Here is a 24,249-nt window from a genome sequence, read left to right on the forward strand (position 1 = left end):
CACCGATCGGCAAACCGTCCGACATTGCTTCTGGTGCGATACGCACACGATATGTGCGTATATTCCGATTTGTTACTTTAGCGCCGCATGATGAACATATTTGCTCCATAGCCGGAAAGGCGGGTGACGGAGATCAGGGGGCTCACCAAACAGTATCAACGGGGATATCCGATGCCGCAGCACAGTGCCAACGAGCAGTATCTGCTCGAGCTCATCAATGCTGAGCGCGCCAAGACCGGCGCCCAGCCCCTGGCCTTCGACAACGATCTCAGCGAAGCCGCCGAGGGCCACGACAAGTGGATGCTGGCCACCGACACATTCTCCCACACCGGTTCCGGGGGTTCGTCGCCGACGACGCGCATGACGAATGCCGGTTATACGCTGAGCGGCTCATGGGCCACGGGCGAGAACATCGCCTGGGCAACGACCCGCGCGCCGACCGGCTATGTCGACGAGGTCAAGCTTCTCCACACCAATCTGATGAATTCTCCCGGGCACCGGGCCAACATCCTCAATTCCAACTTCCGTGAAGTTGGGCTCGCCTTCGAGGTCGGCGACTACAAGGGCCGCAGCAGCGCCTTCGTCACCGAGGATTTCGCCAAGAGCGGCACGGATCTCTTCCTCACCGGCGTCGCTTTCGACGACAAGGACGGCGACCGTTTCTACGATCCGGGCGAAGGGCTGGGCACCATCACTGTGACCGCCAGGAACTCAGCCGGCCAGACCTTTAAGACCACGACCTCGGCCGCCGGCGGCTATGATCTAGCGCTGAAGCCCGGCACCTATAACGTCACTTTTTCTGGCGCCAATATCGCCACTTCGACGCAGACGGCGACAATCGGCACCAAGAACGTCAAGCGCGACCTGATCGACCCGGCAATGAAATCGGGCACGCTCGCGGCGACGGCATCGGCAGAAGATTCAGGATCCGATTCAAGCCACGCCCCGGCCGCGCCGACCAGCGGACCGAACACGGGCAACGGCACCAAAAACTGGCTCGCCGACTTCTTCGGCAAGCATCCTGTTGGCGACCGGGGCACGCCTGGTCTCACCGACTCCACCGACGCGCCCAAGCATGATGCGGTGGCCTTGGACAGTGACCAATTCTTGTTCCGTCACGCCTCGCACGCCAATCCGGACAACGCGCCGGATCTGTCGGACCATGTCCAGCAGGCTGTGGAACGGGCGGCAGCGGGGCTGCACGACCACCTGCCGGCCGACAATCCGGTCTTTGCCAACGCGGCCGATGCGGCGCAGTCCGCGATCACCAAGATCCTGGCGCAGATTGCCGGCCATTCCGACCATCAAACGACGGCACTCGTCGGCTGATCTTGACCGCGGGCCGCGCCTCGATCGCGGCCCGCCAACCCGCCTCAAGCCGGGCGCGGTTTTTTCGGGGGTAACCATCTGACACGCTCGCCTTTAGCTGACCTGAAACCTTCCGAGCTTCGCAAGGCGCTCGCCTCCTTCCGCGGCCCGTATGCGGCCGTCGCCGGCCTCAGCGGCCTCATCAACGTGCTGATGCTGTCCGGTTCGCTGTTCATGCTGCAGGTCTATGACCGCGTTCTGCCTAGCCGCAGCGTGCCGACGCTGGTGGCGCTGATCATTCTGGTCGCCGTGCTTTATGCCTTCCAGGGCGTCCTCGAAGCGATCCGTGCGCGCGTGCTGACACGCATCGGCGCCGGCATCGACGAGCTCATCGCCGGCCGCGTCTTCAACTGCCTCGTGCGGCTGCCGCTCAGAACGCCTGATCGCGGCGAAGGCCTGCAGGCGCTACGCGATCTCGACCAGGTCAGCGGCTTCCTTTCCAGCCCCGGCCCGGGTGCGCTGTTCGATCTGCCATGGATGCCGCTCTATGTTGTGATCTGCTTTCTTTTCCATCCCTGGATCGGCGTCGCGGCGCTCATCGGCGCGCTGCTGCTGATCGCGCTGACGGGGCTCACCGATCGCCTGGTCCGCGCCCCGACCAAGGCAATGTCGGGCTTCGGCACAAGGCGCGGCGCGATCGCGCAGGCGAGCGCCCGCAACGCCGAAGTGCTGGCCGCCATGGGCATGGGCGAGAGGCTGGCCGGGCGCTGGAGCCAAGCAAACAACGCCTTCCGCGAGGCGCAGGCGCAGGCGAGCGACCTGACGAGCGGATTGGGTGCGGCTTCGCGCATCATGCGCATGATGCTGCAGTCGATGGTCCTGGCGCTCGGCGCCTATCTGGTCATTTACCAGCAGGCCACGCCCGGCATCATCATCGCCAGTTCAATCCTGACATCGCGGGCGCTGGCGCCGATCGAGCTCGCCACCGCGTATTGGAAGCACTTCCTCAGCGCGCGCCAGAGCTGGCAGAGGCTGGTCGATCTGTTTGCCGCCTTTCCGGTCGACGATGGCGGCATGGAGCTTCCGGCGCCAAACGCGACACTCGCTGTGGAAACCGTCGGGGTGACGGCGCCTGGTGGACGGCGCATCCTGCTGGAGGATATCGACTTTTCGCTCGACGCCGGCTCCGGCATGGGCCTGATCGGCCCGAGCGGCTCCGGAAAATCCTCGCTCGTGCGCGCGCTCGTCGGCGTATGGCCCACGATGCGCGGCAAGATCCGTCTCGACGGCGCTGCAATCGAGCAGTGGCCGGCGCAGGCGCTTGGCCGCCATATCGGCTATCTGCCGCAGGATGTCGAATTGTTCGCCGGTACGGTCGCCCAGAACATCAGCCGCTTCGACGAGAACGCCATGCCGGAGGCGATCATCGAGGCCTCCCAGGCTGCCGGCGTGCACGACATGATCCTGCGCCTGCCCGAAGGCTATCAAACCGAGATCGGCGAGAGCGGCGCGGCACTTTCCGCCGGACAGCGTCAGCGTGTAGGCCTGGCGCGCGCGCTGTTCGGCAATCCGTTCCTCGTCGTGCTCGACGAGCCGAATTCCAACCTCGATGCCGCGGGCGACCAAGCGCTGACGCGTGCCATCGAAGGCATCAAAGCGCGCGGCGGCATCGTCATCGTGGTCGCGCATCGTCCCAGCGCCCTCGCCGCGCTCGACCACTTGCTGGTGCTGAATGGCGGCAGACAGCAGGCATTCGGGCTGAAGAGCGAGATCGCACGGCAGGCTTTGCAGCCGGTGACGAAACCGCTGCATGCGGTCGGATCGGCGGGCTGAGATGAGGTCGGCAACTCCCGATTTCAAAGCCGATGCGTTGCGCGTGGTGCGCGACATCGTATTGTCCGCCAGGGCGCGCGCGATCGCGCTGCTCGACCGCGGTTCGAAGCCGATCGAAGGTGCTTCGCCCCAGCAGCAGCGCTTGCGTCAGGCCATTCGCAGGAACGTCCGGGCGGGAGCAATCGCAGCGGCGCTGCTTGTCGGCGGGCTCGGCCTTTGGGCGGCATCAAGCAGTCTTGCCGGAGCCGTGGTCGCAGGCGGCCATCTGGTCGTCGGCTCGAACGTGAAGTCCGTCCAGCATCCGCAAGGCGGCGTCGTCGGCGCTCTCAACGTGCAGAACGGCAGCACGGTCGAGGCGGGCGATGTCCTGGTGCGGCTGGACGACACGGTGGCGCGTGCCAATCTCGCCATCGTCGACAACGGTCTCGACGAGCTCTCTGCCCGCCGCGCCCGGCTGATTGCCGAACGCGACGGCGCCCAGGCGGTGCTCTATCCCGAGCAGCTGTCGGGAAACGCGCATGCCCCTCAGATCGGTCATCTTATCGACGGCGAGAACAGGCTGTTCGCGCTGCGGCGGCAGGCGCGCGAGGGCAAGATTTCACAGCTACGCGAGCGCATCGTGCAGTTCCGTCAGGAGATCGCGGGTATCGAGGCCCAGCTCAGGAGCAAGCAGCAGGAGATATCCCTCACCAAGATCGAGCTCGAGGGCATGCGGGACCTCTGGAAAAAGAAGCTGGTGCCGATCTCGCGTCTGGCCGATCGCGAACGCGCCGAGGCAAGGCTCGACGGCGAAAACGGGCAGTTGATCGCCGCCGCCGCGCAGACGCGAGGGCGCATCAGCGAGATGGAACTGGCGATCATCCAGATCGATCAGGACCTGCGCAGCGAAGTGGCGGGCGAACTGAGGGAGATCGACGGCAAGATGAGCGAACTGCGCGAGCGTCAGATCGCGGCCGAGCAAACGCTGAAGCAGATCGATATCCGCGCCCCGCAATCGGGCCGGGTGCATCAGCTGGCCGTGCACACGATCGGCGGCGTGATCGCGCCCGGCGAGGCAATCATGCAGATCGTGCCGAGCGCCGACGCGCTGGTGGTCGAGGCGCGCGTCGCGCCGCAGGACATCGACCAGGTGCGCATCGGACAGAACGCCACGCTTCGCCTTTCGGCCTTCAGCCAGCAGATCACGCCGGAAGTCGAGGGCCAGGTTGACCGTATCTCGCCCGACCTCATCGAGGACCAGAAAGCCGGGGTCGCCTATTACGCGGTGCGCATCGTGCTGACGCAAAGCAGCCTCAAACAGGCGGGATCGCTGGAACTGAAGCCGGGAATGCCGGCGGAGGTGTTCCTGAGAACCGGCGACCGCACGGTGCTTTCCTATCTGCTTAAGCCCCTGACCGATCAGGCGAGCCGCGCTTTCCGCGGCGACTAAGTCGCTCCGCTCTACAGATCCAGCCGAGGCTTGCGTCAGACCGATGGCAGGCCATTGCCCTTCGGCCTGAACACCTTCGCTTGCCCGCTTGAATTAATTGAACGTTCGTTTTATTATCTGCTTGGCAGAGGCAAACATGGCACGCACCACGGGTTCAGATGGCGAAAAAACCGAGGCGGCCGTTCGCAAGGCGGCGGTCGGGCTGATCGCGCGGCTCGGCTATGAGGCGATGTCGATGCGCCAGCTGGCGACCGAAGTCGGCGTGCAGGCCGCCGCGCTCTATCGCTATTTTCCCACCAAGGAGGATCTGCTGTTCACGCTGATGCGCGAGCATATGGAAGGCCTGCTCAAGGCCTGGGATGACGCGCGCCCGGCAGCGGCCGATCCGGCGGCGCGGCTCGCCGCCTATGTCGAGAACCACATTGCCTTCCATATCGAGCGGCGCCGCGCCACACATGTCTCCAACATGGAATTGCGCAGCCTCTCGCATGAGCGACTGACGCAGATCCTCAAGATGCGCACGGCCTATGAGAAGGAATTGCGCGCGATCCTGCGCGACGGCGCCGACGCCGGCATCTTCGAGATCGATGATGTCGGCCTGACCGCCATGGCGCTGATCCAGATGATGACCGGCGTCATCGTCTGGTTCCGTCCGGGCGAGCGGCTGTCGATCTCTGAAGTCACCACGACATATCTTTCGATGACAAGGCGGCTCGTCGGCGCGAAGATCGGCGCCGGCAGCGCAACGCGTCCCGTCCGACGCGCAAAGGAGGCCGCGGCACTTTGATTTCGCGCATTATCCTTATCGAAGTCGATTTCGGGGTCATGCGCCGGGAGGAACGCCATGTACACGAATACGCTGAACTTCGGGCTTGATGCCGACATCGAGGCGTTGCGCGATACCGTAAGGCGCTTCGCACAAGACAGGATCGCGCCGATCGCGGCCGATATCGACCGCTCCAACGAATTCCCGGCACATCTGTGGGGGGAGCTCGGCGCGCTCGGCCTGCTCGGCATCACCGCCGATGCCGAGTTCGGCGGCAGCGGTATGGGCTATCTCGCGCATGTCGTGGCGATGGAGGAGATTTCCCGCGCATCCGCCTCGGTCGGCCTCTCCTACGGCGCGCATTCCAATCTCTGCGTCAACCAGATCAACCGCTGGGCAACGCCGGCACAGAAGGAGAAATACCTCCCTGCGCTCTGCTCGGGCGAAAAGGTCGGCGCGCTGGCGATGTCGGAATCCGGATCAGGCTCGGACGTCGTGTCGCTGCGGCTGCGCGCCGAAAAGCGCAACGACCGCTATGTGCTCAACGGTTCGAAAATGTGGATCACCAACGGACCCGATGCCGAGACCTTGGTGGTCTATGCCAAGACCGATCCGGAGCGCAATTCGCGCGGCATCACCGCCTTCATCATCGAAAAAACCTTTGCCGGGTTTTCGGTGGCCCAAAAACTGGACAAGCTCGGCATGCGCGGCTCGAACACCGGCGAGCTCGTCTTCGAGAATGTCGAGGTGCCGTTCGAGAATGTGCTGCATGAGGAAGGGCGCGGCGTCGAGGTGCTGATGTCGGGCCTCGACTATGAGCGCGCCGTGCTCTCCGGCGGGCCGATCGGGCTGATGGCGGCCTGCCTCGACGTGGCGGTGCCTTACGTGCATGAGCGCAAGCAGTTCGGCCAGCCGATCGGCAGTTTTCAGCTGGTGCAGGGCAAGCTTGCCGACATGTATTCGACGATGAACGCGGCGCGCGCCTATGTCTACGCCGTGGCCGGTGCCTGCGACCGCGGCGAGACCACGCGCAAGGACGCCGCCGGCTGCGTGCTCTTCGCGGCCGAAAAGGCGACGCAGATGGCGCTCGATGCCATCCAGCTGCTCGGCGGCAACGGCTATATCAACGATTATCCGACCGGGCGGCTTCTGCGCGACGCCAAGCTCTACGAGATCGGCGCCGGCACCAGCGAGATCCGCCGCTGGCTGATCGGCCGCGAGATCATGGCGGAGGGAGTGTGATGTCTCCCTCCGTCACCTCAGCCGAACGCCTTGGGCAGGTCGTCGGTCGGCTTGGCGACGATCTGATGCTCATCGCGCCACAGAACCTCACGCTGGCGCCGGGACGTGATCGAGCGCACAGGCAAGCCGCCCTCCTCGATCAGCCAGGCGCAATAGCGCGCACGGCTGATGGCTTCCTTGGCGTTCGGGTGGAACCAGCAGACGCCCCAAATCGGCTCACGGCGCTTGAAATGCCGCCCAACCCGGCCAGGAATGGGCAAATGCCGATTGAACCAGTCGAACTGATCCTCCAGTTCGCCATGGATCCAGTCCGGGCAGCCATTCCGGTACAAGTACCAGGACGCATGGAAAAAGCCGCTCTCTACCCGGCTCTTCGGATGGATCAGCGGCGTTACAAACCGCACATACATAGTGACACCCACAGCGCTTGCAGGCGCCGTGTTCCTTTTGCTCGAATCCGGGACGTGGAAAGCCGCCCTTCGGCGGCGTCAGGCCATGGCCGAGGGGAGACATTTGTTGAAACGCATATCGATGCCTTTCATCGTCGCCTCCTGAGGTGTCATTCGTACAAAAGATGCCGCGCTGCGCACGCAGCATCCGGGTGCGGGCTGTTACACTGGTTGCGTTGCGGCATCAAGAGGTGTGAGGAATAACGTGGCCACACTCCAAACCCAAATCTCCCCCTCCTCGGAAAGCTTCCGCGCCAATGCCGAGCGCATGCGGGCGCTGGTCGACGATATCGCCGAGAAGGCGGCGGGCATCGAGCGAGGCGGCTCGGACGAGGCGCGCGAGCGCCACCAAAGCCGCGGCAAGCTGCTGCCGCGCGAAAGATTGGCGCAACTGCTCGACACCGGCTCGCCTTTTCTCGAGGTCGGCCAGTTCGCGGCATGGTCGATGTATGGCGAGGATATTCCGTCGGCCGGCATCATCACCGGCATCGGCCGTGTCGAAGGCCGGGAGGTGATGGTCGTCGTCAACGACGCGACGGTGAAAGGCGGCACCTATTATCCGGTGACGGTGAAGAAGCATCTGCGCGCGCAGGAGATCGCGCTGCAGAACAAGCTGCCTTGCGTCTACCTGGTCGACAGCGGCGGCGCCAACCTGCCCAACCAGGACGAGGTCTTCCCCGACCGTGAGCATTTCGGCCGCATCTTCTACAACCAGGCCAACATGTCGGCAGCCGGCATCCCGCAGATCGCTTGCGTCATGGGCTCCTGCACGGCGGGCGGGGCCTATGTGCCGGCGATGTCGGACGAAACGATCATGGTGCGCAACCAGGCGACCATTTTTCTTGGCGGCCCGCCGCTGGTGAAGGCTGCCACCGGCGAGGATGTCAGCGCCGAGGAGCTCGGCGGCGCCGAGGTCCACACCAGGCTTTCCGGCGTCGCCGACCACTATGCCATGGATGACGAGCACGCGCTGGCCATTTGCCGACGCATCGTCAAGAACCTGAATCGGAACAAGGCCGTAAGCCTGAACTTACAGAAACCAGTATCACCGCTTCACGATCCGCATGAACTCTACGGCATCGTGCCGACTGATTTGCGCCAGCCCTATGACGTTCGCGAGGTGATCGCGCGTCTGGTCGACGGTTCCGAGTTCGACGAGTTCAAGCAGAATTACGGCACCACCTTGGTCACCGGTTTTGCGCATCTGCACGGCATGCCGGTCGGCATCCTCGGCAACAATGGGGTGCTGTTCTCGGAAAGCGCGCTGAAGGGCGCGCATTTCATCGAGCTCTGCTGCCAGCGCGGCATTCCGCTGATCTTCCTGCAGAACATCACCGGCTTCATGGTCGGGCGAAAGTATGAGGCCGGCGGCATCGCCAAGGACGGCGCCAAGCTGGTCACGGCGGTCGCCACGGCACGCGTGCCGAAGCTTACGGTGATCATCGGCGGTTCGTTCGGCGCCGGCAATTACGGCATGTGCGGCCGCGCCTATTCGCCCCGCTTCCTGTGGATGTGGCCGAATGCGCGCATTTCGGTGATGGGCGGCGAGCAGGCGGCGACGGTGCTCGCCATGGTCAAGCGCGAGGGCATCGAGCGCAAGGGCGGTGAGTGGAGCGCCGAAGAGGAAGCGAAATTCAGGAAGCCGATCCTGATGAAATACGAGCATGAGGGTCACCCGCTCTATTCTTCGGCAAGGCTTTGGGACGACGGCATCATCGATCCGGCCAGGACGCGCGAGGTGCTGGCGCTCAGCCTCTCGGCGGCGCTCAATACCGGGGTCGAGGAAACGAAGTTCGGCGTGTTCAGGATGTGACGATGAGCGGCGTCAGCGATAGGATCCGCGTGCATACCGGCGACATCACCAGGCTTAAGGTCGATGCCATCGTCAATGCCGCCAATTCCTCGCTGCTCGGCGGCGGTGGTGTCGACGGCGCTATCCACCGCGCCGCCGGGCCGGAGCTGGTCGCCGAATGCCGCACGCTGAACGGCTGCAGGACCGGGGATGCCAAACTGACGAAAGGCTACCGGCTGCCGGCGCGCTATGTCATTCACACTGTCGGCCCGGTCTGGCACGGCGGGGGCGAGAGCGAGGCGGAGTTGCTCGCCTCCTGCTATCGGCGCTCGCTGGAGATTGCCGCCGGTAAGGACTGTCGAACGATAGCATTTCCGGCGATCTCGACCGGCATCTACGGCTATCCGAAAGATCAGGCTGCCGAAGTAGCCGTCGGCACGGTTGCTGTTTTTCTAGGCGAAAACGCCATCCCCGAGACCGTCACTTTCTGCTGCTTCGACGATCTGACTGCCAGACTATACAGCTCAGCCGTTGCTGCGATTGGGGGAGCCTGAACTTTATGACAAAGACGTTCCACCCGTTCACGAGATCGAGATTCTTGAGTGACCATCTAGCGACGCCGGCAAATATTCGATATTGCTCATCCTGCATTGTCTCATGGGGATGGGGTAAAAATGATACGAGAATATCTGCGGAAAGCATCCGCGTCGATACTTGCAGGAATGCTTATATGCGCCTCGTGCGGCGCTGTCGTCGCCGGGTCGCTGGCTGGAAGCGAGGGGGACAAGCGCTTTCCACCCTACATCCCACGCAATCCCAAGGATCCGTGCAACAGGGCGTACAAGGCCTATTTGGCGGCGAGCGGCCATTCAGCCTACGCGACCACGCCTTATGCCCGGATCATGTCGTCTTACATCATCTGTGGTGGACACCTGAATGCGCCGTCCCAAAAGGTTGCGGAAGAGCTGGCGATGAAATCCTGCCTGGCCACGCGCGCGCACTACAAGGTGACTACGGGCGGCGCCTGCGAGATCGCCGCATCGAAGTAGGCCCGCGCCTGCCGAATTGGCGCTGCCCGTCGCAAACTCGGGAGGCTCCATGTTCGGCAAGATCCTGATCGCCAATCGCGGCGAGATCGCTTGCCGCGTCATCCGCACCGCGCGCAAGCTCGGCGTGCGAACAGTCGCCGTCTATTCGGATGCCGACGCGCGAGCGCTGCATGTCGAGATGGCCGACGAGGCGGTGCATATCGGCCCCTCGCCGGTCGGTGACAGCTATCTGCGCGGCGACAGGATCATTGCCGCGGCGCTTGCCACAGGCGCCGAGGCAATCCACCCCGGCTACGGCTTCCTGTCGGAGAACCCCGACTTCGTCGACCAGGTGACGGCGGCGGGCCTCATCTTCATCGGCCCGTCCGCCGCCTCGATCCGCGCCATGGGGCTGAAGGATGCCGCCAAGCGGTTGATGGAAAAGGCCGGCGTTCCGGTGGTGCCGGGCTATCACGGCGAAGCGCAGGAGATTGTGCTGCTTGCCACAAAAGCGCGCGAGATCGGCTACCCGGTGCTGATCAAGGCGCGCGCCGGCGGCGGCGGCAAGGGCATGCGGCGCGTCGACCATCCGGACGACTTCTCCGAGGCGCTGTCCGGAGCGCGGCGCGAGGCCAAGGCTGCCTTCGGCGACGACCGCGTTCTGGTCGAAAAATATGTCGACAAGCCGCGACACATCGAAGTCCAGGTGTTCGGCGACAATTTCGGCAATGTCGTGCATCTTTTCGAGCGCGACTGCTCGGCGCAGCGCCGCCACCAGAAGGTGATCGAGGAGGCGCCCGCCCCCGGCATGACGCCGGCGCTGCGCAAGGCGATGACGGAAGCGGCGGTGAAGGCCGCCAAGGCAATCAGCTATTCGGGCGCCGGCACGATCGAATTCATCGTCGATGCTTCCGAGGCCCTCAAAGCCGACCGCTTCTGGTTCATGGAGATGAACACACGGCTGCAGGTCGAGCATCCCGTCACCGAGATGGTCACCGGCGTCGATCTGGTCGAATGGCAGCTTCGTGTCGCCGCCGGCGAAAAACTGCCGAAGGCGCAGAACGAGATCGCCCTTGCCGGACATGCTTTCGAGGCGCGCATCTACGCCGAGGACGCGGCCAAGGGATTCCTGCCGGCGACGGGCACGCTTTATCATCTCAAATTCCCCGACACGCCGCCGGAGGATGCCGCCATGCGCATCGAGACCGGCGTGCGGGCCGGCGATGCGATCTCGCCCTTCTACGATCCGATGATCGCCAAGCTGGTGGTGCACGCTAGGGACAGAACCACCGCGCTTGGCGCGCTGCACAAGGCGCTGGCCCGAACCGAAGTTGCCGGCTCGACGGTCAACACCGCCTTCCTTGCAGCACTCGCCGCCGACGCCGATTTCGCGGCGGGCGATATCGACACCGGCCTGATCGGCCGGCATCAGGATGCTCTCGTCGCTGTTCCCCCGCCAAGCGATGAAGCGATCGCCGCGGCGGCGCTGGCAGCGACCGACGCAAGCACGGCGGGTCCGGCCGCCGATCCGTGGTCCTCGCTCGCCGGCTATGCGCATTTCCATACGCTGGCGCGCCGCACCCGGTTGCGTTACGGCGAGGAGAACATCCTGGCCCGGGTATCGGCGCGGCCTGACGGCCGCTTCCAGGTGGCGCTGGAGGCGCCGCATGACGCGATCAACGCGCACGACCTCAGGAGCATGCCGCGCAGCGCGCGCTGGCCGGGCCATGTCACGGTGTTCGAAGGAGCGGTCGGATATACATTCACGGTGCCGGATCCGCTGGCCAAGGCGGATGAGGCCGCGGCCGCGTCGGACAGCCTGCGCGCGCCGATGCCGGGATCGGTCAAGCTGGTGCGCGCGGCAGCGGGCGATACCGTTATCAAGGGCCAGCCGCTCCTAATCCTCGAAGCGATGAAGATGGAGCACACGATCGCCGCACCCCATGATGGGGTGATTGCCGAGATCGCGGCCGAAGGCGCGCAAGTGAGCGACGGCACGGTGCTGGTGCGGTTCGAGGACGCACGGGGCTGAGCTGCCGGTCGCCTTGGATCGGCAACGGGACAAACTGGCTGGGGCGGCAGGACTCCAGGGGGGCGCCGTAGAGCGCCGAACTGGCCTCCAAATCAGTGCCAAGGCACATACGAAAACGGCCGGGACAAATCCCGGCCATTTCCAATCGATCTGCAGAACGAATTACGGCTTGATCGGCGCGTATTTGCCGTCGTGCCACTGGTTGATGTCGTAGCTGGCGTTCTTCAGGTCGCCCTTCTCGTCGAAGATCACGTCGCCGACCACGGTGCTGATCGGCTTGCCGTCCTTCAGCGCCTCGGCGACCTTGGCCGGGTCGTCGGTGCCGGCGCGCTTGACGCCTTCGGCCACCGCCTGGATCACTGCATAGGAGAACAGCGTGAAACCTTCCGGTGTGAAGCCGCCTTGCTTGATCTTGGCCACGGCCTCCTTCGCTTCCGGCTTCGACTGCGGATCCGAGGGGAAGACGAACATTGTGCCTTCACCGGCCGGGCCGGCGATCTGCCAGAATTCCGGCGAGGCGATCGAGTCCGGCATGATCAGCTGGAACTTGACGTTCTGCTCCGCTGCCTGGCGCAGGATCAAGCCGGCCTCCGGATGGTAGCCGCCGAAATAGACGACGTCGGCCTTGAGCTCTTTCAGCTTGGTGACCAAAGCCGAATAGTCCTTCTCGCCGGCATTGATGCCTTCATAGTCGACCTCCTTGAGGCCGCCGGCATTCATGGTCGCCTTGACAGCATCGGCAACGCCCTGACCGTAGGCGCTCTTGTCGTGCAGGACGACGACGTTCTTGCCGGCATATTTCTTGGCGATCCATGGACCGATGAAAGCGCCCTGCGCATCGTCACGCGTGTAGAGGCGCATGATCGTCGGCCAGCCGGCCTTGGCCGCGGCGTCGGTCAGTTCCGGATTCGACGAGGCCGGGCTCATCATCAGGGTGCCGGCTTCGGCGTAGACGGCGGAAGCGGGAATGCTCGAGCCCGAGCAGGCATGGCCGTCGACGAACTTGACGCCGTTGGCAACGATACGGTTGGCGACCGACACGGCCTGCTTCGGATCGCATTGGTCGTCCTGGATGTCGATCTTGATCTTGTTGCCGTTGACACCTCCGGCGGCATTGATGGCATCCGCCGCGGCCTGCGCGCCCTGCTTGAACTGGTCGCCGATGTTGGCGAGCTGCCCGGTCATCGGGCCGACCACCGAAATCGTGATGTCGTCGGCGAAGGCAACCGATGCGCTCATCGTCAGGCCCAATGCGGCCGCGCTCAAAATACCCAATCTTTTCATGACAATAGAACTCCTCCACTTGCGCGCGGCCGTTCCGGCCACGCTTCTTCCAGAGAGCCGGGACAATTTCACCCTTCGCCGGAACTGTCGAGAGCACAATGTATCGGGATTTGGTTCATTCCGACGGGGAGTTCTTGGGCCAAGCCGCCGTTCCCATACAGCCGGAGACTGCGCAAATGCAAAAGCCGCGCCGGCCTTGTCCCGGCCGGTCGCGGCTTTTGCAGTCGAGCTTCCCGGCGCCCCGCGCACCTGAACCCGCTCGCTTCCCTGTGTTGTCGCACGGCTTGAGTTCGTTGACCTGCCGCGTTCTTGGTCTGGTTAACCGGCCTTTTGCGGCCTTGTCCCTTAAGAGCTTCCGGCCCTTACCCCGCAAAATCAGTGCATCGTCATCCATTCGCGCGCTTCGCGCAGCGCCTTGGCGATCTCGGCCTTCGACATCGATGCCGACAATTCCGAGCGCAGCTCGGCGGCGCGGAGCGATCCCTTGATCGCGGCGATGTTGAACCATTTGTGGGCGGCAATGACGTCGGTCTCGCAATCGCGGCCGGTCGCATACATCATGCCCAGTTCGAAAAGAATGTCGGCCTGGGCAGTTGCCCCCATGGCGCCGAAGCCGGCTTCAAGCATTTCAAAGCGTGCCATTTCAATCCCCTGTCTGCTCCCGAGAGCTGCCTCCTTCTGTCCCTGGAATTCCCCTGGGCGGGCCGCTCTTTCGATGCTTTCGAGGATGACGGCTCGCCTTGAATCCGTCGTTAAATGGCTTGCTTAATTTGAAGAAAACAAAGCTAAAACAAGAGGTAAACGCGAAGAACCGTTAAGCATAGGAATCCAGCAATTCAGCCGATCTGCGCCAAATTCGTCGAAAATTTGAGGCGCGGGAATCAAGACTTCGCTAACCACGGAAACCGAAGCCTTTTTCGCCATCCGTTCATTTCCAGCGACCGACGCGGCCGAAATCCTTACAAGCTTCCGTCGCGGCACCGCTTTCGTTTTGGCGATGGCTGGATTAGCTTTACGTTTGCGTAAGGGACAGAGAGGCGGAACGAGGCCCGCCGGAACCCTAAAGGGAGGACAAGCATGTTTCGAAAAGTCAGCCTGGCCCTGGCGGCCACCTTGATGATGGCAGGCGCCGCGTCGGCCGACCCGATCGAGGGCAATTGGAAGACGCAGGCCGGATCGACAGCGGCGATCGCCGGCGGCGGGGCGTTTTCCATCACGCTCAAGTCCGGCAAATATGCCGGCAAGACGATCGGCTCCTTCAAGGCGACCGGCGACAACAAGTACACCGGCACAATAACAGACCCGGAAACCGACAAGACCTATTCCGGCAAGGCGACGCTTTCCGGCACCTCGCTAAAAATGAGCGGCTGCGTTCTGGGCGGGCTGATCTGCAAGACCCAGACCTGGCACAAGCTCTGACAGTCGAACGGATGACGATGCAAAAACGGGGCCCGGCGCCCCGTTTTCTTTTTGAGCGCCGTTTCTGAGCGCAGCGCTGGACAAGGCATTTCGCAGGCCTTGGCCGGGTCATGACCCCATCAGCCAATTTGAACCGCAGATGAATACCGGTCTCAGAACCGGTTCAGAGGCGTTCGGGCATTCTCCTCGCCATTGAAGGAGAGACCAATGCTTGTCCGCCGCTTCACCATCGTCTGCCTGCTGATGAGCCTGTTCGGCATGTTCTTCGCCATCCTCGTGGCCGAAGCCGGCCGTCCGGCGCGCTCACCGCGAATGGCCCGATACCTGCCGGCTGGACTGCATGAACCATTTCGGCCGCTGAAACGACCAATACTCGAAACCGGAACGACCACCATGAACCGCATCGCTGCCTCCACCCTCAAAGCTCTTCGGCTCCTGCCGCGTGCGATGCTCATCCTGATGGTGCTTGCCGCTCCTGTGCTGGCGGTGCCGATGATGCGCGCCGACGCCGGTTCGGTCATCGAGGCGCCAACGCCGAAGAAGGCAGGCATCGGCTTCGTGCTGCTGGTCAGCCTGCAGCGTGGCTGACACGGCCAGAGAAAAATACTCCGCAAGGCGGGCTTCGCGCCCGCCTCCCCCTCCCAAGCGCTCTTCCAAATCCCTATATTGGGCCATGGAAAAGCGAATCTACCCCCAAGCCATCGAATCGGTCGTCATGCCGGAGCCTTTCGGCAGGCAGAGTTTTGACGACGCCAAGAAGGCGGTCGCGGCGCTGGAGGCGCTCTACGACCGCAACACCAAATTCCTGCGCGATTCCTTCGCCAAGCTCGCCGCCGGCGGCGACGAGAGCAGGCGCTACCGGGCCTTCTATCCGCAGATCGGCGTCACCACCACCTCGTTCACGCAGATCGACTCGCGCCAGGCCTACGGCCATATGCCGACGCCCGGGCATTTTGCCACCACCATCACCCAGCCAAAGCTGTTCGAGAACTATCTCGTCGAGCAGCTTCGGCTCATCATGCGCAATCACGGCGTCCAGGTCACGGTGTCGGAATCGACGACGCCGATCCCGCTGCATTTCGCCTTCCTGGAGGGCACCTATGTCGATGGCACGGCTGCCGAGCGGATCAGGCGGCCGATACGCGACCTGTTCGACGTGCCGGATCTCGACGGCACGGACGACCAGATCGCCAACGGCACTTTCGAGGTGGCGTTCGGCGAGCCGAGGCCGCTGGCGCCGTTCACGGCCCAGCGCATCGACTATTCGCTGCACCGCATGACGCACTACACGGCGACCAGCCCGCAGCATTTCCAGAATTTCGTGCTGTTCACCAATTACCAGTTTTACATCGACGAGTTCGTGGCGCGGGCCCGCGAGCTGATGGAGAGCGGCGGCGGCGGTTACAGCGAATTCGTCGAGCCGGGCAACCTCGTGACTAAGGCCGGGGCCGGCGCGGCGAGCGAAGGCACCCCGCCACAGCGCCTGCCGCAAATGCCGGCCTACCACCTGAAGAAGTCGGGCCATGGCGGCATCACCATGGTCAATATCGGCGTCGGCCCGTCCAACGCCAAGACCATCACCGACCATATCGCGGTGCTTCGGCCACATGCCTGGGTGATGCTCGGCCACTGCGCCGGCCTGCGCAATACGCAGGCACTGGGCGACTATGTGCTGGCCCATGCTTATGTGCGCGAGGATCATGTGCTCGACGACGACCTGCCGGTCTGGGTGCCGATCCCGCCGCTGGCCGAGATCCAGGTGGCGCTGCAGGAAGCGGTCGCCGAGGTAACGGGACTTTCCGGCTACGATCTCAAGCGCATCATGCGCACCGGCACCGTCGCCACCATCGACAACCGCAACTGGGAACTGCGTGACCAGCGCGGACCGGTGCAGCGCCTTTCGCAGTCGCGCGCCATCGCGCTCGACATGGAATCGGCGACGATCGCCGCCAACGGCTTCCGCTTCCGCGTGCCCTACGGCACGCTGCTGTGCGTCTCCGACAAGCCTTTGCATGGCGAACTGAAACTGCCCGGCATGGCGACGGAATTCTACAAGCGGCAGGTGGCGCAGCACCTCACCATCGGCATCAGGGCGATGGAGAAGCTGGCCGAAATGCCGATGGAGCGGCTGCATTCGCGCAAGTTGAGAAGCTTCTCCGAGACTGCTTTCCAGTAGCCGAGGCAACTCATCGTCTTGCCCGGGCCGCAATTTTGCCGATAAGCAGGCCTGAGCGAGAGTATGTCGCTGCAAAAAGATGCCGGCGACATTCGGCAGAACACGACTGACCATGACAACAGGCGGCGCGCGCTCAAACATGACGGCTGGGGTGGCATTCCTGGCGATGACGGCACTCACGGCCGCGCTGCTGGCCGGATTCCTCGGCGCGCTGCATCCGGCCCTCGATTCGTTCTCGCATTTTCGTATTCACCTGAGCGTGTTCACGGCGCTGCTGGCGGTGGCGCTGCTTGCCAGTTCCTACCGGCTGCAGGCGGCAGCAGCGCTGCTCTTCGCCCTCGCCTGCCTCGCCACGACGGCCAGCGCGCTGCCCAGGTTGTGGCCGCAGCAGGCGGTCGCCAAACCTGCCGACCGTATCGTCTATAGCCTGCTGCAGATCAATCTTCGCTTCGACAATCCGACGCCCAAGAAGGTGCTGTCGCTGATCGGCCGCACCAACCCTGATGTGATCACCCTCGACGAGGTGTCGGGAATGTGGACGAGAGAGCTCGGCTATATCACCGGCGCCTATCCGTACCGCATCCTCTGCCCTTACCCCAACGGCGTGTTCGGCGTCGCGCTGCTCTCGCGACGGCCTTTTGCCGCCGGCACGGCGCCGCATTGCGAGCCGCGCGGCGCGATGGCTACCGCCACGATCGATTTCGGCGGCACCGGCGTCGATGTCGCGGCAATCCATTTGAGCTGGCCGTGGCCGCGCGAGCAGTACTGGCAGATCGGCGAGCTGGCGGGGCCGCTTGCCGCGCTCGGCGAAACCGCCATCATGGCCGGCGACTGCAACGCCGTGCCGTGGAGCGCTGCAGTGCGTCGTGTCGCCTCGCTCGGCGGACTGAGCGTTATGCCGTCGGCCGGGCCGACCTGGATCCATCGGAAGCTACCGGATTTCATCCGGCGCTTCGCCGGCCTGCCGATCGACCAGGTGTTCAGCAAGGGCGCCGTGACCATCCACTCGGCGACGCGGCTGGAAGACGCCGGTTCCGACCACTTGCCGGTGCTGATCGAGTTCTCGTTGCGGTCCGACGGCCGACAGCCCGAGGACGAGCATCAGTCGGCGCTGGCGGCAAACGCACAACTTGGCAACACGGGCGGTTAGCGTCGCATTGCTTCCCGCCGCATCGCCGGTTTCTGCTTGTGCCGCTAAGGCCTGATCAAAGCAGCGACGAGGTGCTCGACATGACCTCCTTCGCGGTGCTCGCGGGCATCGAAGGCATTTTGCCTGGCCTCGTATTCGGCATAGACGGCCTGGATGCGCCGGCGCGCCTCGCTGCGCGCCTTGTAGCAATAGGGGTCGTTAGCGACCCTAAGACCGGTGATCGAGCGATCGGTGACGCGCATCATTTCCCGGGCAATGCGGCCATGGGTTCCCTCGTGGGCGCGCACGCCGGCGAAGAACCGGTTCCAGCGCTCCTTCAATGCAGGCGTGGCTGGCGACGCCAAGCGGGGGAAAGTGTAGAAGAGACTGAGCGTTCCGTTTGCCTGCCGTATCCGGCACGAGCCCTTGTCCTGGATAACGCCAAGCTCCCAGTCGGCCGTATAGGCGGTCTGGGCGATGGCATGCGTCATGAAGCCGTGCTTGGGGCCCCTGCTGCCCATCGCCTCGATGAGCGCCGCGCCCGAATTGCCGGCAATGTCATAGGTGCGCGTCTGGACCAGCACCTTGGTGCCGGCCGAAGCCTGCGGCGCGCAGAGCGCGCCGAGCGCGACAAGGCATGTCAGAACCGCCAGGCGCATAACCGTCTCCTCCCTATCCTCAGGGAAAGGGAACACAAGCAGGCAGCGGATTCAACAGCCTTGAGGTTGCGCCGTCGCAACCGTATTGCTCTTGGTGCCGCCTCTTACCCGGCTCGAACCAGCTTCTCCCACAGGATGGCGGCTGGCGAGCCGGCCCGGCCAGACGTGGGGCTCACATGCCTTGGTAGACCGGCCCCTCTCCGCCTTGCGGGGGCACCCAATTGATGTTCCGGTTCGGGTCCTTGATGTCGCAAGTCTTGCAGTGGACGCAGTTCTGCGCGTTGATGACGAAGCGCACGTCCTTGGCGGACGGATCGGCAGCGGCATTGCCGTCCTTGTCCACCCACTCATAGACGCCGGCCGGGCAGTAGCGGGTCGATGGCCCGGCGAACACGTCGTGCTCGGAACGCTGCTGCAGCGCCATGTCGCCGACGATGAGGTGCACGGGCTCATTTTCCTCATGGTTGGTGTTGGACAAAAACACCGAGGAGAGCCGGTCGAAGGTCAAGACGCCATCCGCCTTCGGATAAGCGATTTTCTGGTGCTTGGAGGCGGGCTCGAGCGTCGCATAGTCGGCCTTGCCGTGCTTCAGCGTGCCGAAGGGCGAGAAGCCGAACAGCGTGTTCAGCCACATGTCGAGACCACCGATACCGACACCGACGATGGTGCCGAAGCGCGACCACAGCGGCTTCACGTTGCGCACCTTCTTCAGGTCCCTGCCGATGTCGCTGCCGCGCCAGGCGTCTTCATAGGAGGCGAGCTCGTCATTGGCCCGGCCGGCGGCAATGGCGTCCGCGACATGCTCGGCCGCCAGCATGCCCGACAGCACCGCATTGTGCGAGCCCTTGATGCGGGGCACGTTGACGAAGCCGGCCGCGCAGCCCATCAGCACGCCGCCCGGGAATGAAAGCTTCGGCACCGATTGCCAGCCCCCCTCGGTGATGGCGCGAGCGCCATAGCCGATCCGCTTGGCGCCCTCGAAGGTGCCTCTGATCGCCGGATGAGTCTTGAAGCGCTGGAATTCCTCGAAGGGCGAGAGCCAGGGGTTCTTATAGTTCAGATGGACGACGAAGCCGACCGCCACCTGGTTGTCTTCGAGATGGTAGAGGAAGGAGCCGCCGCCGGTTTTCATGTCGAGCGGCCAGCCGAAGGAGTGCTGCACCAGCCCCGGCTTGTGGTTCTCAGGCTTGACCTGCCAGAGTTCCTTGAGACCGATGCCGAACTTGGCTGGCTCGCGGCCGTCGGCAAGCTGGTATTTGTCGATCAGTTGCTTGGCCAAAGAGCCGCGCGCGCCCTCGCCGATCAGCACGTATTTGCCCATCAGCGCCATGCCCGGAGCGTAGGCCGGGCCACGCGTGCCGTCCTTCTCGACGCCCATGTCGCCAGTGATCACGCCGGTCACGGCGCCGGCTTCGTTGTAGACAAGGCTCGCCGCGGCAAAGCCCGGATAAATCTCGACGCCGAGCGCCTCGGCCTTGGTCGCCAGCCAGCGGCAGACATTGCCGAGCGAGACGATGTAGTTGCCGTGATTGTTCATCAGCGGCGGCATCAGGAAGTTGGGTAGGCGGAAGGACCCGGCGGGGCCGAGCACCAGAAAATGATCGTCGGTGACAGGCGTCTTGAAAGGGTGCCCTTCCTCCTCGCGCCAGCCCGGCAAAAGGCGGTCGATGCCGATCGGGTCGACGACGGCGCCGGATAGGATATGGGCGCCGACCTCGCCGCCCTTTTCCAGCACGACGACGGAAAGGTCGGGGTTGAGCTGCTTCAGACGGATCGCCGCGGCAAGGCCGGCCGGACCGGCGCCGACGATGACCACGTCGAATTCCATGCTCTCGCGTTCGATTTCGCTCATCTGCCCCTCGCTGGCTTGCCCTATTCTCGCATTTTGCTGGCTCACGCGCTGCATAGCGCATCAATTCGCGACGCGAAACCGGCGCTGACGTGACAAAGCCGATTTCGACAAAAAGTCGCGGTGTTCCATACGAAACGGCCATCGGACAGGCGACGGCGAAGCATAGGCCAGGGCCATGCAGTTGGAAGGCCAGGCCTGTCCGGCACGTTTTTAATTGTTCGACGGCTTGCTTATCGGCAATACTTGGCCCCATGCGCACTCCCGAGCCAATCGGCTTTTCATTGAAGCGCTTACTCTTCACGCTCGGCGTGCTCTGCCGCGCGGTTCTTCCGCTCCTCTTTTCGCTCGGCGCCGCCCAGGCCGATCCGCAAAAAGTCTGGGCGGCCGGCGCCTACTCCTTTTCCGACGAGCTCGGCGGCTTCCGCATCACCGGCGCTTCCGGAATTGGCACCAAGGATGACCCGCTGGTCATCACCGAGGAGCTGAATTCGGCGACGCCAGTGACGCTGACCATCCGCGCGATCCGGCCGATCGAAGCCTTCGGCAGGGCCGGCAACGTGGCCAATGGGGTTATGTACATGCGCATCGACGTGCTCAACAACAGCTCCCTGCCCTGGGTCGAGTTCCAGTTCGAGCTGCAGGAAATCCTCGACCAGCCGAGCGTGTTCGGCGACGGTCTCTCCTTCGACCAGCGCAACAAGAATCCCGACAACATCGTCTCGAGCAACTTCGCCGATTTCGACCGCCAGTTCGAACCCTATGACCGGCTCTTGTTCAAGAACGGCAAGGTCGACCCGCTGAAGACGGCGACGTTCGAGTTCCTGATCACCGACTACACGCCGCGCTGGACATTTTTCCTGGTGCAGGATCCGCGCATACCGACGGGCTGACAGACATTGCGCTGACTGGCGAATTCCGGGCGGTTGCAAATCTTTGCCGCGCGGACGATGGTGGCGCCATGACTGCCGCCTCCCCCAACAACCCGATCGATATCGCAGAGCTGCTGGCCTTCTATGCCAGCGCCGGCGTTGACGAGGCGCTGGAAGACACACCTGTCAACCGCTTCGCCGAGGCCAAGCCGAAGCAAGCCGAGCGCGCGCCGGCGCAGGCCGCAACCGCGCGTGAAAGCATGCCCCTGGAGCGGCCGGCATCGGAGCCCGGATTGGAGGCAGGCCGGGCGGCGGAACGGCCGGCGGCATCGACGGGACTTGACGCAAGCCAAGTGCCCGATGCGCCGCGGCGCCCGACGCTCACCACCGCCACGGTCCCCGACGAGGGGCAGATCAAGCTCGCGCGGCAGCTGGCGGCGAGCGCCTCGACGCTTGACGAACTGCGCCAGCAGATGGCGGCGTTCGACGGCTGCAATCTCAAATTCACCGCCAAGAACCTGGTCTTCGCCGACGGCAACCCGAATGCCGACCTGATGCTCGTCGGCGAGGCGCCGGGCCGCGACGAGGACCTCGAAGGGCTGCCCTTCGTCGGCCGCTCCGGACGGCTGCTCGACAGCATGCTGGCAGCGATCGGCCTCGACCGGACATCGGCCTATATTGCCAACGTCATTCCGTGGCGCCCGCCGGGCAACCGAACGCCGACGCCGCACGAGACCGAGATCTGCCGCCCGTTCATCGAAAGGCAGATCGAGCTGGTCAATCCGAAGGTGCTGGTCAATCTCGGCGGCCCTTCCGCCAAGACGCTGCTCAACACGACCGAGGGCATCCTGCGCCTGCGCGGCAATTGGCGCGTCCACACCACCCAGTCGGGCATTGCCATTCCAGCGATGCCGACGCTGCATCCGGCGTATCTGCTTCGCACGCCTGCACACAAGAAGCTGGCGTGGCGGGATTTTCTCGAGGTGAAGGCGAAACTGAGGGCGTTGGGGTGAAGCACCTTCCCTTCTCCCACAACAAGGGAGAAGGGGAGCGATAACCTCTCAGGTAATTGAATTACTCCCCTCGCCGGCCTACTCATCCCCCATGACAACACCCGACGTCTCCGCCGGCAGCCTCATTCGCGAGTGGCGCACGCGCCGGCGCATGAGCCAGCTCGACCTCGCCATGGAAGCCGATATCTCGCAGCGGCATCTCTCCTTCGTCGAAAGCGGCCGCGCCCAGCCTTCGCGCGAGATGGTGCTGCATCTGGCCGAGCAGCTTGCCATTCCTCTACGCCAGCGCAACCAGCTTTTGCTCGCGGCCGGCTTCGCGCCGAGCTTCAGCGAAAGGCCGCTGACCGATACGACGCTGGCGCCGGCGATGGCTGCGGTCGAGACGGTGCTCAAGGGCCACGAGCCCTTCCCGGCGCTGGCGGTCGACCGGCACTGGAACCTCGTTTGCGCCAACGCGGCGATCGGCCCGTTCCTGGCCGACGTCTCGGAGCCGTGGCTGCTCAAGCCGCCGGTCAATGTGCTGAGGCTCAGCCTGCATCCCGGTGGCGTCGCGCCGCGCATCGTCAACCTCGCGGAATGGCGCGCGCATCTGCTCGAGCGCCTCAAGCACCAGAACGACGCCACCGGCGACTCCATGCTGATCGAGTTGGAGAAGGAATTGCACGGCTATCCGTCCGGGCTGAGGAGCAGCCGGCCGGCGCCGGTCGAGCCAAGCGGCATCGTCCATCCGCTCAGGCTCGCGCATGGCGATCAGGTGCTGTCCTTCATCAGCACGATCACCGTCTTCGGTACGCCGCTCGACGTGACGCTGTCGGAGCTGGCGATCGAATCCTTCTTCCCCGCCGACGACCAGACGCGGACCGTGCTGGTGCGGCTGGCGAAGGAGCGGACGGCCGCTTCGTAGGCTTACCCCTGCGGCGGCGTCGCCCTTCGGGTGCGCGTGCGCTCGAGGCCAAGTTGCCTTTCGCGCCAGATGATGAAGATGCCGGCGGCAACCACAATCATGCCGCCGATCAGCGTGTTGAGCGACGTCACATCGCCGAACACAAGATAGCCGATGACGACGCCGAGAATCATCGAGCTATATTCGAAAGGCGCCACGACCGAAGCCTCGGCGTGGCGGTAGGCGGCCGTCATCAGGATCTGACCGAGCCCGCCGCAGAAGCCGGCCATGACAAGCAGCGCGGCTTGCATCGGCGTCAGCATCTGCCAGCCGAAAGGCAGGGTGAGCAGCGCCAGCACGCTCGCCGTCGAGGAAAACCACAGCACGATGGTCGCCGTCTTCTCGGTCTGCACGAGATTGCGTACCAGAAGCATGGCGACGGCCGAGATCGCCGCGGCGATCAGCGCCGCCATGACGCCAAGCACCTCCTGGTCGTCGAGCGCCTCGTCGGAATGCAACAGCGTCAGTTCCGGCCAGGAAACGATCAACACGCCGACGAGGCCGAAGGCGACCGCGCTCCAGCGATAGACGCGGATCGTCTCGCCCAGGAAGATCGAAGAGAACACCACGACCAGCAGCGGCTGGGCATAATTCAGCGTGATCGCTTCGGGAAGTGGCAACCTGGTCAGCGCGAAGAAGCCGAGCCCCATAGCGCCGACGCCGACGACGCCGCGCGCGATGTGGTTGAACGGCCGTTTCGTGGTGAATGCGGTGGCGAACTGGCCCTTGAAGGCCAGAAAGGCGATGATCGGCAAGATGGCAAAGAAGGAGCGGAAGAAGACGATCTGTCCGGCGGGCACGGCGCCGGCCGCCTTGATACAGGTCTGCATGCCGACAAAGACCGCCACGGAGACAATCTTCAGCGCAATGCCGCGCAGCATATTGTGGCCGACGGCATGATCGACGGTCATCTTGCCTCGTGACGATGGTCGGAAAACGAAGCCCAGAAATAGACCTTGGCGCAGTTTTGTCGAGTGACCGTTTGGTGTAAAGAGCGCGGACTTTAGAATTCCCTCACCAGCAAAG

Annotated in this window: 22 protein-coding genes; 16 read left to right on the plus strand and 6 right to left on the minus strand. The window is 64.0% G+C overall.

What is annotated here, in order from left to right; genetic code table 11:
* Positions 1 to 171: 171 nt before the first annotated feature.
* The 5 genes from EOD29_RS06930 to EOD29_RS06950 all read left to right on the plus strand — a co-directional run bounded on the left by EOD29_RS06930 (position 172) and on the right by EOD29_RS06950 (position 6,578).
* On the plus strand, positions 172 to 1,329 hold the full coding sequence (locus EOD29_RS06930; protein WP_127246250.1) for a CAP domain-containing protein: 1,158 nt from the start codon (positions 172 to 174) through the stop codon (positions 1,327 to 1,329).
* A 102-nt stretch (positions 1,330 to 1,431) separates the two neighbouring features.
* The gene (locus EOD29_RS06935) at positions 1,432 to 3,141 is read left to right on the plus strand and encodes a type I secretion system permease/ATPase (protein ID WP_127246251.1); all 1,710 of its coding nucleotides are present in this window, start codon (positions 1,432 to 1,434) and stop codon (positions 3,139 to 3,141) included.
* Position 3,142: 1 nt separating this feature from the next.
* A complete protein-coding gene (locus EOD29_RS06940; protein ID WP_127246252.1) occupies positions 3,143 to 4,570 on the plus strand; it encodes an HlyD family type I secretion periplasmic adaptor subunit in 1,428 nt (475 codons plus the stop codon).
* Between the two features lie 136 nt (positions 4,571 to 4,706).
* Positions 4,707 to 5,357 carry a TetR/AcrR family transcriptional regulator gene (locus EOD29_RS06945; protein ID WP_127246253.1) on the plus strand — a complete coding sequence of 217 codons (651 nt, stop codon included), beginning with the start codon at positions 4,707 to 4,709 and terminating at the stop codon, positions 5,355 to 5,357.
* A gap of 57 nt (positions 5,358 to 5,414) precedes the next feature.
* Positions 5,415 to 6,578, plus strand: coding sequence for an isovaleryl-CoA dehydrogenase (locus EOD29_RS06950; RefSeq protein ID WP_066997520.1), 1,164 nt, complete (start codon positions 5,415 to 5,417; stop codon positions 6,576 to 6,578).
* 17 nt (positions 6,579 to 6,595) lie between these two features.
* Here the strand turns inward: EOD29_RS06950 and EOD29_RS06955 are convergent, their stop codons facing one another.
* A complete protein-coding gene (locus tag EOD29_RS06955) occupies positions 6,596 to 6,988 on the minus strand; it encodes a hypothetical protein (protein ID WP_127246254.1) in 393 nt (130 codons plus the stop codon).
* A 244-nt stretch (positions 6,989 to 7,232) separates the two neighbouring features.
* Here EOD29_RS06955 and EOD29_RS06960 point away from each other — a divergent pair, with 244 nt between their 5' ends.
* From EOD29_RS06960 to EOD29_RS06975, 4 genes are all read left to right on the plus strand, one after another.
* The gene (locus EOD29_RS06960; protein WP_067321039.1) at positions 7,233 to 8,840 is read left to right on the plus strand and encodes a carboxyl transferase domain-containing protein; all 1,608 of its coding nucleotides are present in this window, start codon (positions 7,233 to 7,235) and stop codon (positions 8,838 to 8,840) included.
* Between the two features lie 2 nt (positions 8,841 to 8,842).
* Positions 8,843 to 9,373 carry an O-acetyl-ADP-ribose deacetylase gene (locus tag EOD29_RS06965; RefSeq protein WP_127246255.1) on the plus strand — a complete coding sequence of 177 codons (531 nt, stop codon included), beginning with the start codon at positions 8,843 to 8,845 and terminating at the stop codon, positions 9,371 to 9,373.
* 120 nt (positions 9,374 to 9,493) lie between these two features.
* Positions 9,494 to 9,868: a hypothetical protein gene (locus tag EOD29_RS06970; protein WP_067321032.1), complete on the plus strand. Its 375-nt coding sequence runs from the start codon at positions 9,494 to 9,496 to the stop codon at positions 9,866 to 9,868.
* A 49-nt stretch (positions 9,869 to 9,917) separates the two neighbouring features.
* Positions 9,918 to 11,879 (plus strand): acetyl/propionyl/methylcrotonyl-CoA carboxylase subunit alpha, encoded by a 1,962-nt coding sequence (locus EOD29_RS06975; protein ID WP_127246256.1) that lies wholly within the window; start codon positions 9,918 to 9,920, stop codon positions 11,877 to 11,879.
* Positions 11,880 to 12,041: 162 nt separating this feature from the next.
* Here the strand turns inward: EOD29_RS06975 and EOD29_RS06980 are convergent, their stop codons facing one another.
* Positions 12,042 to 13,163, minus strand: coding sequence for an ABC transporter substrate-binding protein (locus EOD29_RS06980; protein ID WP_067321025.1), 1,122 nt, complete (start codon positions 13,161 to 13,163; stop codon positions 12,042 to 12,044).
* A gap of 375 nt (positions 13,164 to 13,538) precedes the next feature.
* Positions 13,539 to 13,805, minus strand: a complete 267-nt coding sequence (locus EOD29_RS06985; RefSeq protein ID WP_066997543.1) for a sel1 repeat family protein — start codon at positions 13,803 to 13,805, stop codon at positions 13,539 to 13,541.
* Positions 13,806 to 14,240: 435 nt separating this feature from the next.
* Between EOD29_RS06985 and EOD29_RS06990 the strand changes: the two genes are divergently transcribed.
* From EOD29_RS06990 to EOD29_RS07005, 4 genes are all read left to right on the plus strand, one after another.
* Positions 14,241 to 14,582 carry a DUF2147 domain-containing protein gene (locus tag EOD29_RS06990; RefSeq protein WP_127217155.1) on the plus strand — a complete coding sequence of 114 codons (342 nt, stop codon included), beginning with the start codon at positions 14,241 to 14,243 and terminating at the stop codon, positions 14,580 to 14,582.
* Between the two features lie 393 nt (positions 14,583 to 14,975).
* Entirely contained in the window at positions 14,976 to 15,170 is a 195-nt protein-coding gene (locus EOD29_RS06995) for a hypothetical protein (RefSeq protein ID WP_067321018.1), read from the plus strand.
* A gap of 127 nt (positions 15,171 to 15,297) precedes the next feature.
* A complete protein-coding gene (locus EOD29_RS07000; protein ID WP_245299647.1) occupies positions 15,298 to 16,758 on the plus strand; it encodes an AMP nucleosidase in 1,461 nt (486 codons plus the stop codon).
* A gap of 166 nt (positions 16,759 to 16,924) precedes the next feature.
* On the plus strand, positions 16,925 to 17,908 hold the full coding sequence (locus EOD29_RS07005; RefSeq protein ID WP_245475267.1) for an endonuclease/exonuclease/phosphatase family protein: 984 nt from the start codon (positions 16,925 to 16,927) through the stop codon (positions 17,906 to 17,908).
* Positions 17,909 to 17,952: 44 nt separating this feature from the next.
* Here EOD29_RS07005 and EOD29_RS07010 read toward each other — a convergent pair whose 3' ends face one another.
* Together EOD29_RS07010 and EOD29_RS07015 are read right to left on the minus strand one after the other, a co-directional pair.
* Positions 17,953 to 18,546: a DUF922 domain-containing protein gene (locus EOD29_RS07010; RefSeq protein ID WP_127246257.1), complete on the minus strand. Its 594-nt coding sequence runs from the start codon at positions 18,544 to 18,546 to the stop codon at positions 17,953 to 17,955.
* Between the two features lie 172 nt (positions 18,547 to 18,718).
* The gene (locus tag EOD29_RS07015; protein ID WP_127246258.1) at positions 18,719 to 20,398 is read right to left on the minus strand and encodes an electron transfer flavoprotein-ubiquinone oxidoreductase; all 1,680 of its coding nucleotides are present in this window, start codon (positions 20,396 to 20,398) and stop codon (positions 18,719 to 18,721) included.
* A 251-nt stretch (positions 20,399 to 20,649) separates the two neighbouring features.
* Between EOD29_RS07015 and EOD29_RS07020 the strand changes: the two genes are divergently transcribed.
* The 3 genes from EOD29_RS07020 (at position 20,650) to EOD29_RS07030 (ending at position 23,184) form a co-directional block, all read left to right on the plus strand.
* The gene (locus EOD29_RS07020) at positions 20,650 to 21,288 is read left to right on the plus strand and encodes a hypothetical protein (RefSeq protein WP_067321008.1); all 639 of its coding nucleotides are present in this window, start codon (positions 20,650 to 20,652) and stop codon (positions 21,286 to 21,288) included.
* A 68-nt stretch (positions 21,289 to 21,356) separates the two neighbouring features.
* The gene (locus EOD29_RS07025) at positions 21,357 to 22,280 is read left to right on the plus strand and encodes a uracil-DNA glycosylase (protein WP_095823702.1); all 924 of its coding nucleotides are present in this window, start codon (positions 21,357 to 21,359) and stop codon (positions 22,278 to 22,280) included.
* Positions 22,281 to 22,371: 91 nt separating this feature from the next.
* On the plus strand, positions 22,372 to 23,184 hold the full coding sequence (locus EOD29_RS07030; RefSeq protein ID WP_095823703.1) for a helix-turn-helix transcriptional regulator: 813 nt from the start codon (positions 22,372 to 22,374) through the stop codon (positions 23,182 to 23,184).
* Between the two features lie 2 nt (positions 23,185 to 23,186).
* Here EOD29_RS07030 and EOD29_RS07035 read toward each other — a convergent pair whose 3' ends face one another.
* The gene (locus tag EOD29_RS07035) at positions 23,187 to 24,134 is read right to left on the minus strand and encodes a DMT family transporter (protein ID WP_127246259.1); all 948 of its coding nucleotides are present in this window, start codon (positions 24,132 to 24,134) and stop codon (positions 23,187 to 23,189) included.
* Positions 24,135 to 24,249 lie beyond the last annotated feature (115 nt).

This window comes from Mesorhizobium sp. M1A.T.Ca.IN.004.03.1.1, assembly GCF_003997555.1.
Classification (GTDB): Bacteria; Pseudomonadota; Alphaproteobacteria; order Rhizobiales; family Rhizobiaceae; genus Mesorhizobium.

Bases quoted from the DNA above. Each gene is read 5' to 3' on its own strand.
- EOD29_RS06990 (WP_127217155.1), top strand. From the start codon at position 14,241: ATGTTTCGAAAAGTCAGCCTGGCCCTGGCGGCCACCTTGATGATGGCA.
- EOD29_RS06975 (WP_127246256.1), top strand. From the start codon at position 9,918: ATGTTCGGCAAGATCCTGATCGCCAATCGCGGCGAGATCGCTTGCCGC.
- EOD29_RS07020 (WP_067321008.1), top strand. From the start codon at position 20,650: ATGCGCACTCCCGAGCCAATCGGCTTTTCATTGAAGCGCTTACTCTTC.
- EOD29_RS07025 (WP_095823702.1), top strand. From the start codon at position 21,357: ATGACTGCCGCCTCCCCCAACAACCCGATCGATATCGCAGAGCTGCTG.
- EOD29_RS06970 (WP_067321032.1), top strand. From the start codon at position 9,494: ATGATACGAGAATATCTGCGGAAAGCATCCGCGTCGATACTTGCAGGA.
- EOD29_RS06965 (WP_127246255.1), top strand. From the start codon at position 8,843: ATGAGCGGCGTCAGCGATAGGATCCGCGTGCATACCGGCGACATCACC.
- EOD29_RS07030 (WP_095823703.1), top strand. From the start codon at position 22,372: ATGACAACACCCGACGTCTCCGCCGGCAGCCTCATTCGCGAGTGGCGC.
- EOD29_RS07015 (WP_127246258.1), bottom strand. From the start codon at position 20,398: ATGAGCGAAATCGAACGCGAGAGCATGGAATTCGACGTGGTCATCGTC.
- EOD29_RS07010 (WP_127246257.1), bottom strand. From the start codon at position 18,546: ATGCGCCTGGCGGTTCTGACATGCCTTGTCGCGCTCGGCGCGCTCTGC.
- EOD29_RS06930 (WP_127246250.1), top strand. From the start codon at position 172: ATGCCGCAGCACAGTGCCAACGAGCAGTATCTGCTCGAGCTCATCAAT.
- EOD29_RS06955 (WP_127246254.1), bottom strand. From the start codon at position 6,988: ATGTATGTGCGGTTTGTAACGCCGCTGATCCATCCGAAGAGCCGGGTA.
- EOD29_RS06995 (WP_067321018.1), top strand. From the start codon at position 14,976: ATGAACCGCATCGCTGCCTCCACCCTCAAAGCTCTTCGGCTCCTGCCG.
- EOD29_RS06980 (WP_067321025.1), bottom strand. From the start codon at position 13,163: ATGAAAAGATTGGGTATTTTGAGCGCGGCCGCATTGGGCCTGACGATG.
- EOD29_RS07000 (WP_245299647.1), top strand. From the start codon at position 15,298: ATGCCGGAGCCTTTCGGCAGGCAGAGTTTTGACGACGCCAAGAAGGCG.
- EOD29_RS06945 (WP_127246253.1), top strand. From the start codon at position 4,707: ATGGCACGCACCACGGGTTCAGATGGCGAAAAAACCGAGGCGGCCGTT.
- EOD29_RS07035 (WP_127246259.1), bottom strand. From the start codon at position 24,134: ATGACCGTCGATCATGCCGTCGGCCACAATATGCTGCGCGGCATTGCG.
- EOD29_RS06985 (WP_066997543.1), bottom strand. From the start codon at position 13,805: ATGGCACGCTTTGAAATGCTTGAAGCCGGCTTCGGCGCCATGGGGGCA.
- EOD29_RS06940 (WP_127246252.1), top strand. From the start codon at position 3,143: ATGAGGTCGGCAACTCCCGATTTCAAAGCCGATGCGTTGCGCGTGGTG.
- EOD29_RS06950 (WP_066997520.1), top strand. From the start codon at position 5,415: ATGTACACGAATACGCTGAACTTCGGGCTTGATGCCGACATCGAGGCG.
- EOD29_RS07005 (WP_245475267.1), top strand. From the start codon at position 16,925: ATGACGGCACTCACGGCCGCGCTGCTGGCCGGATTCCTCGGCGCGCTG.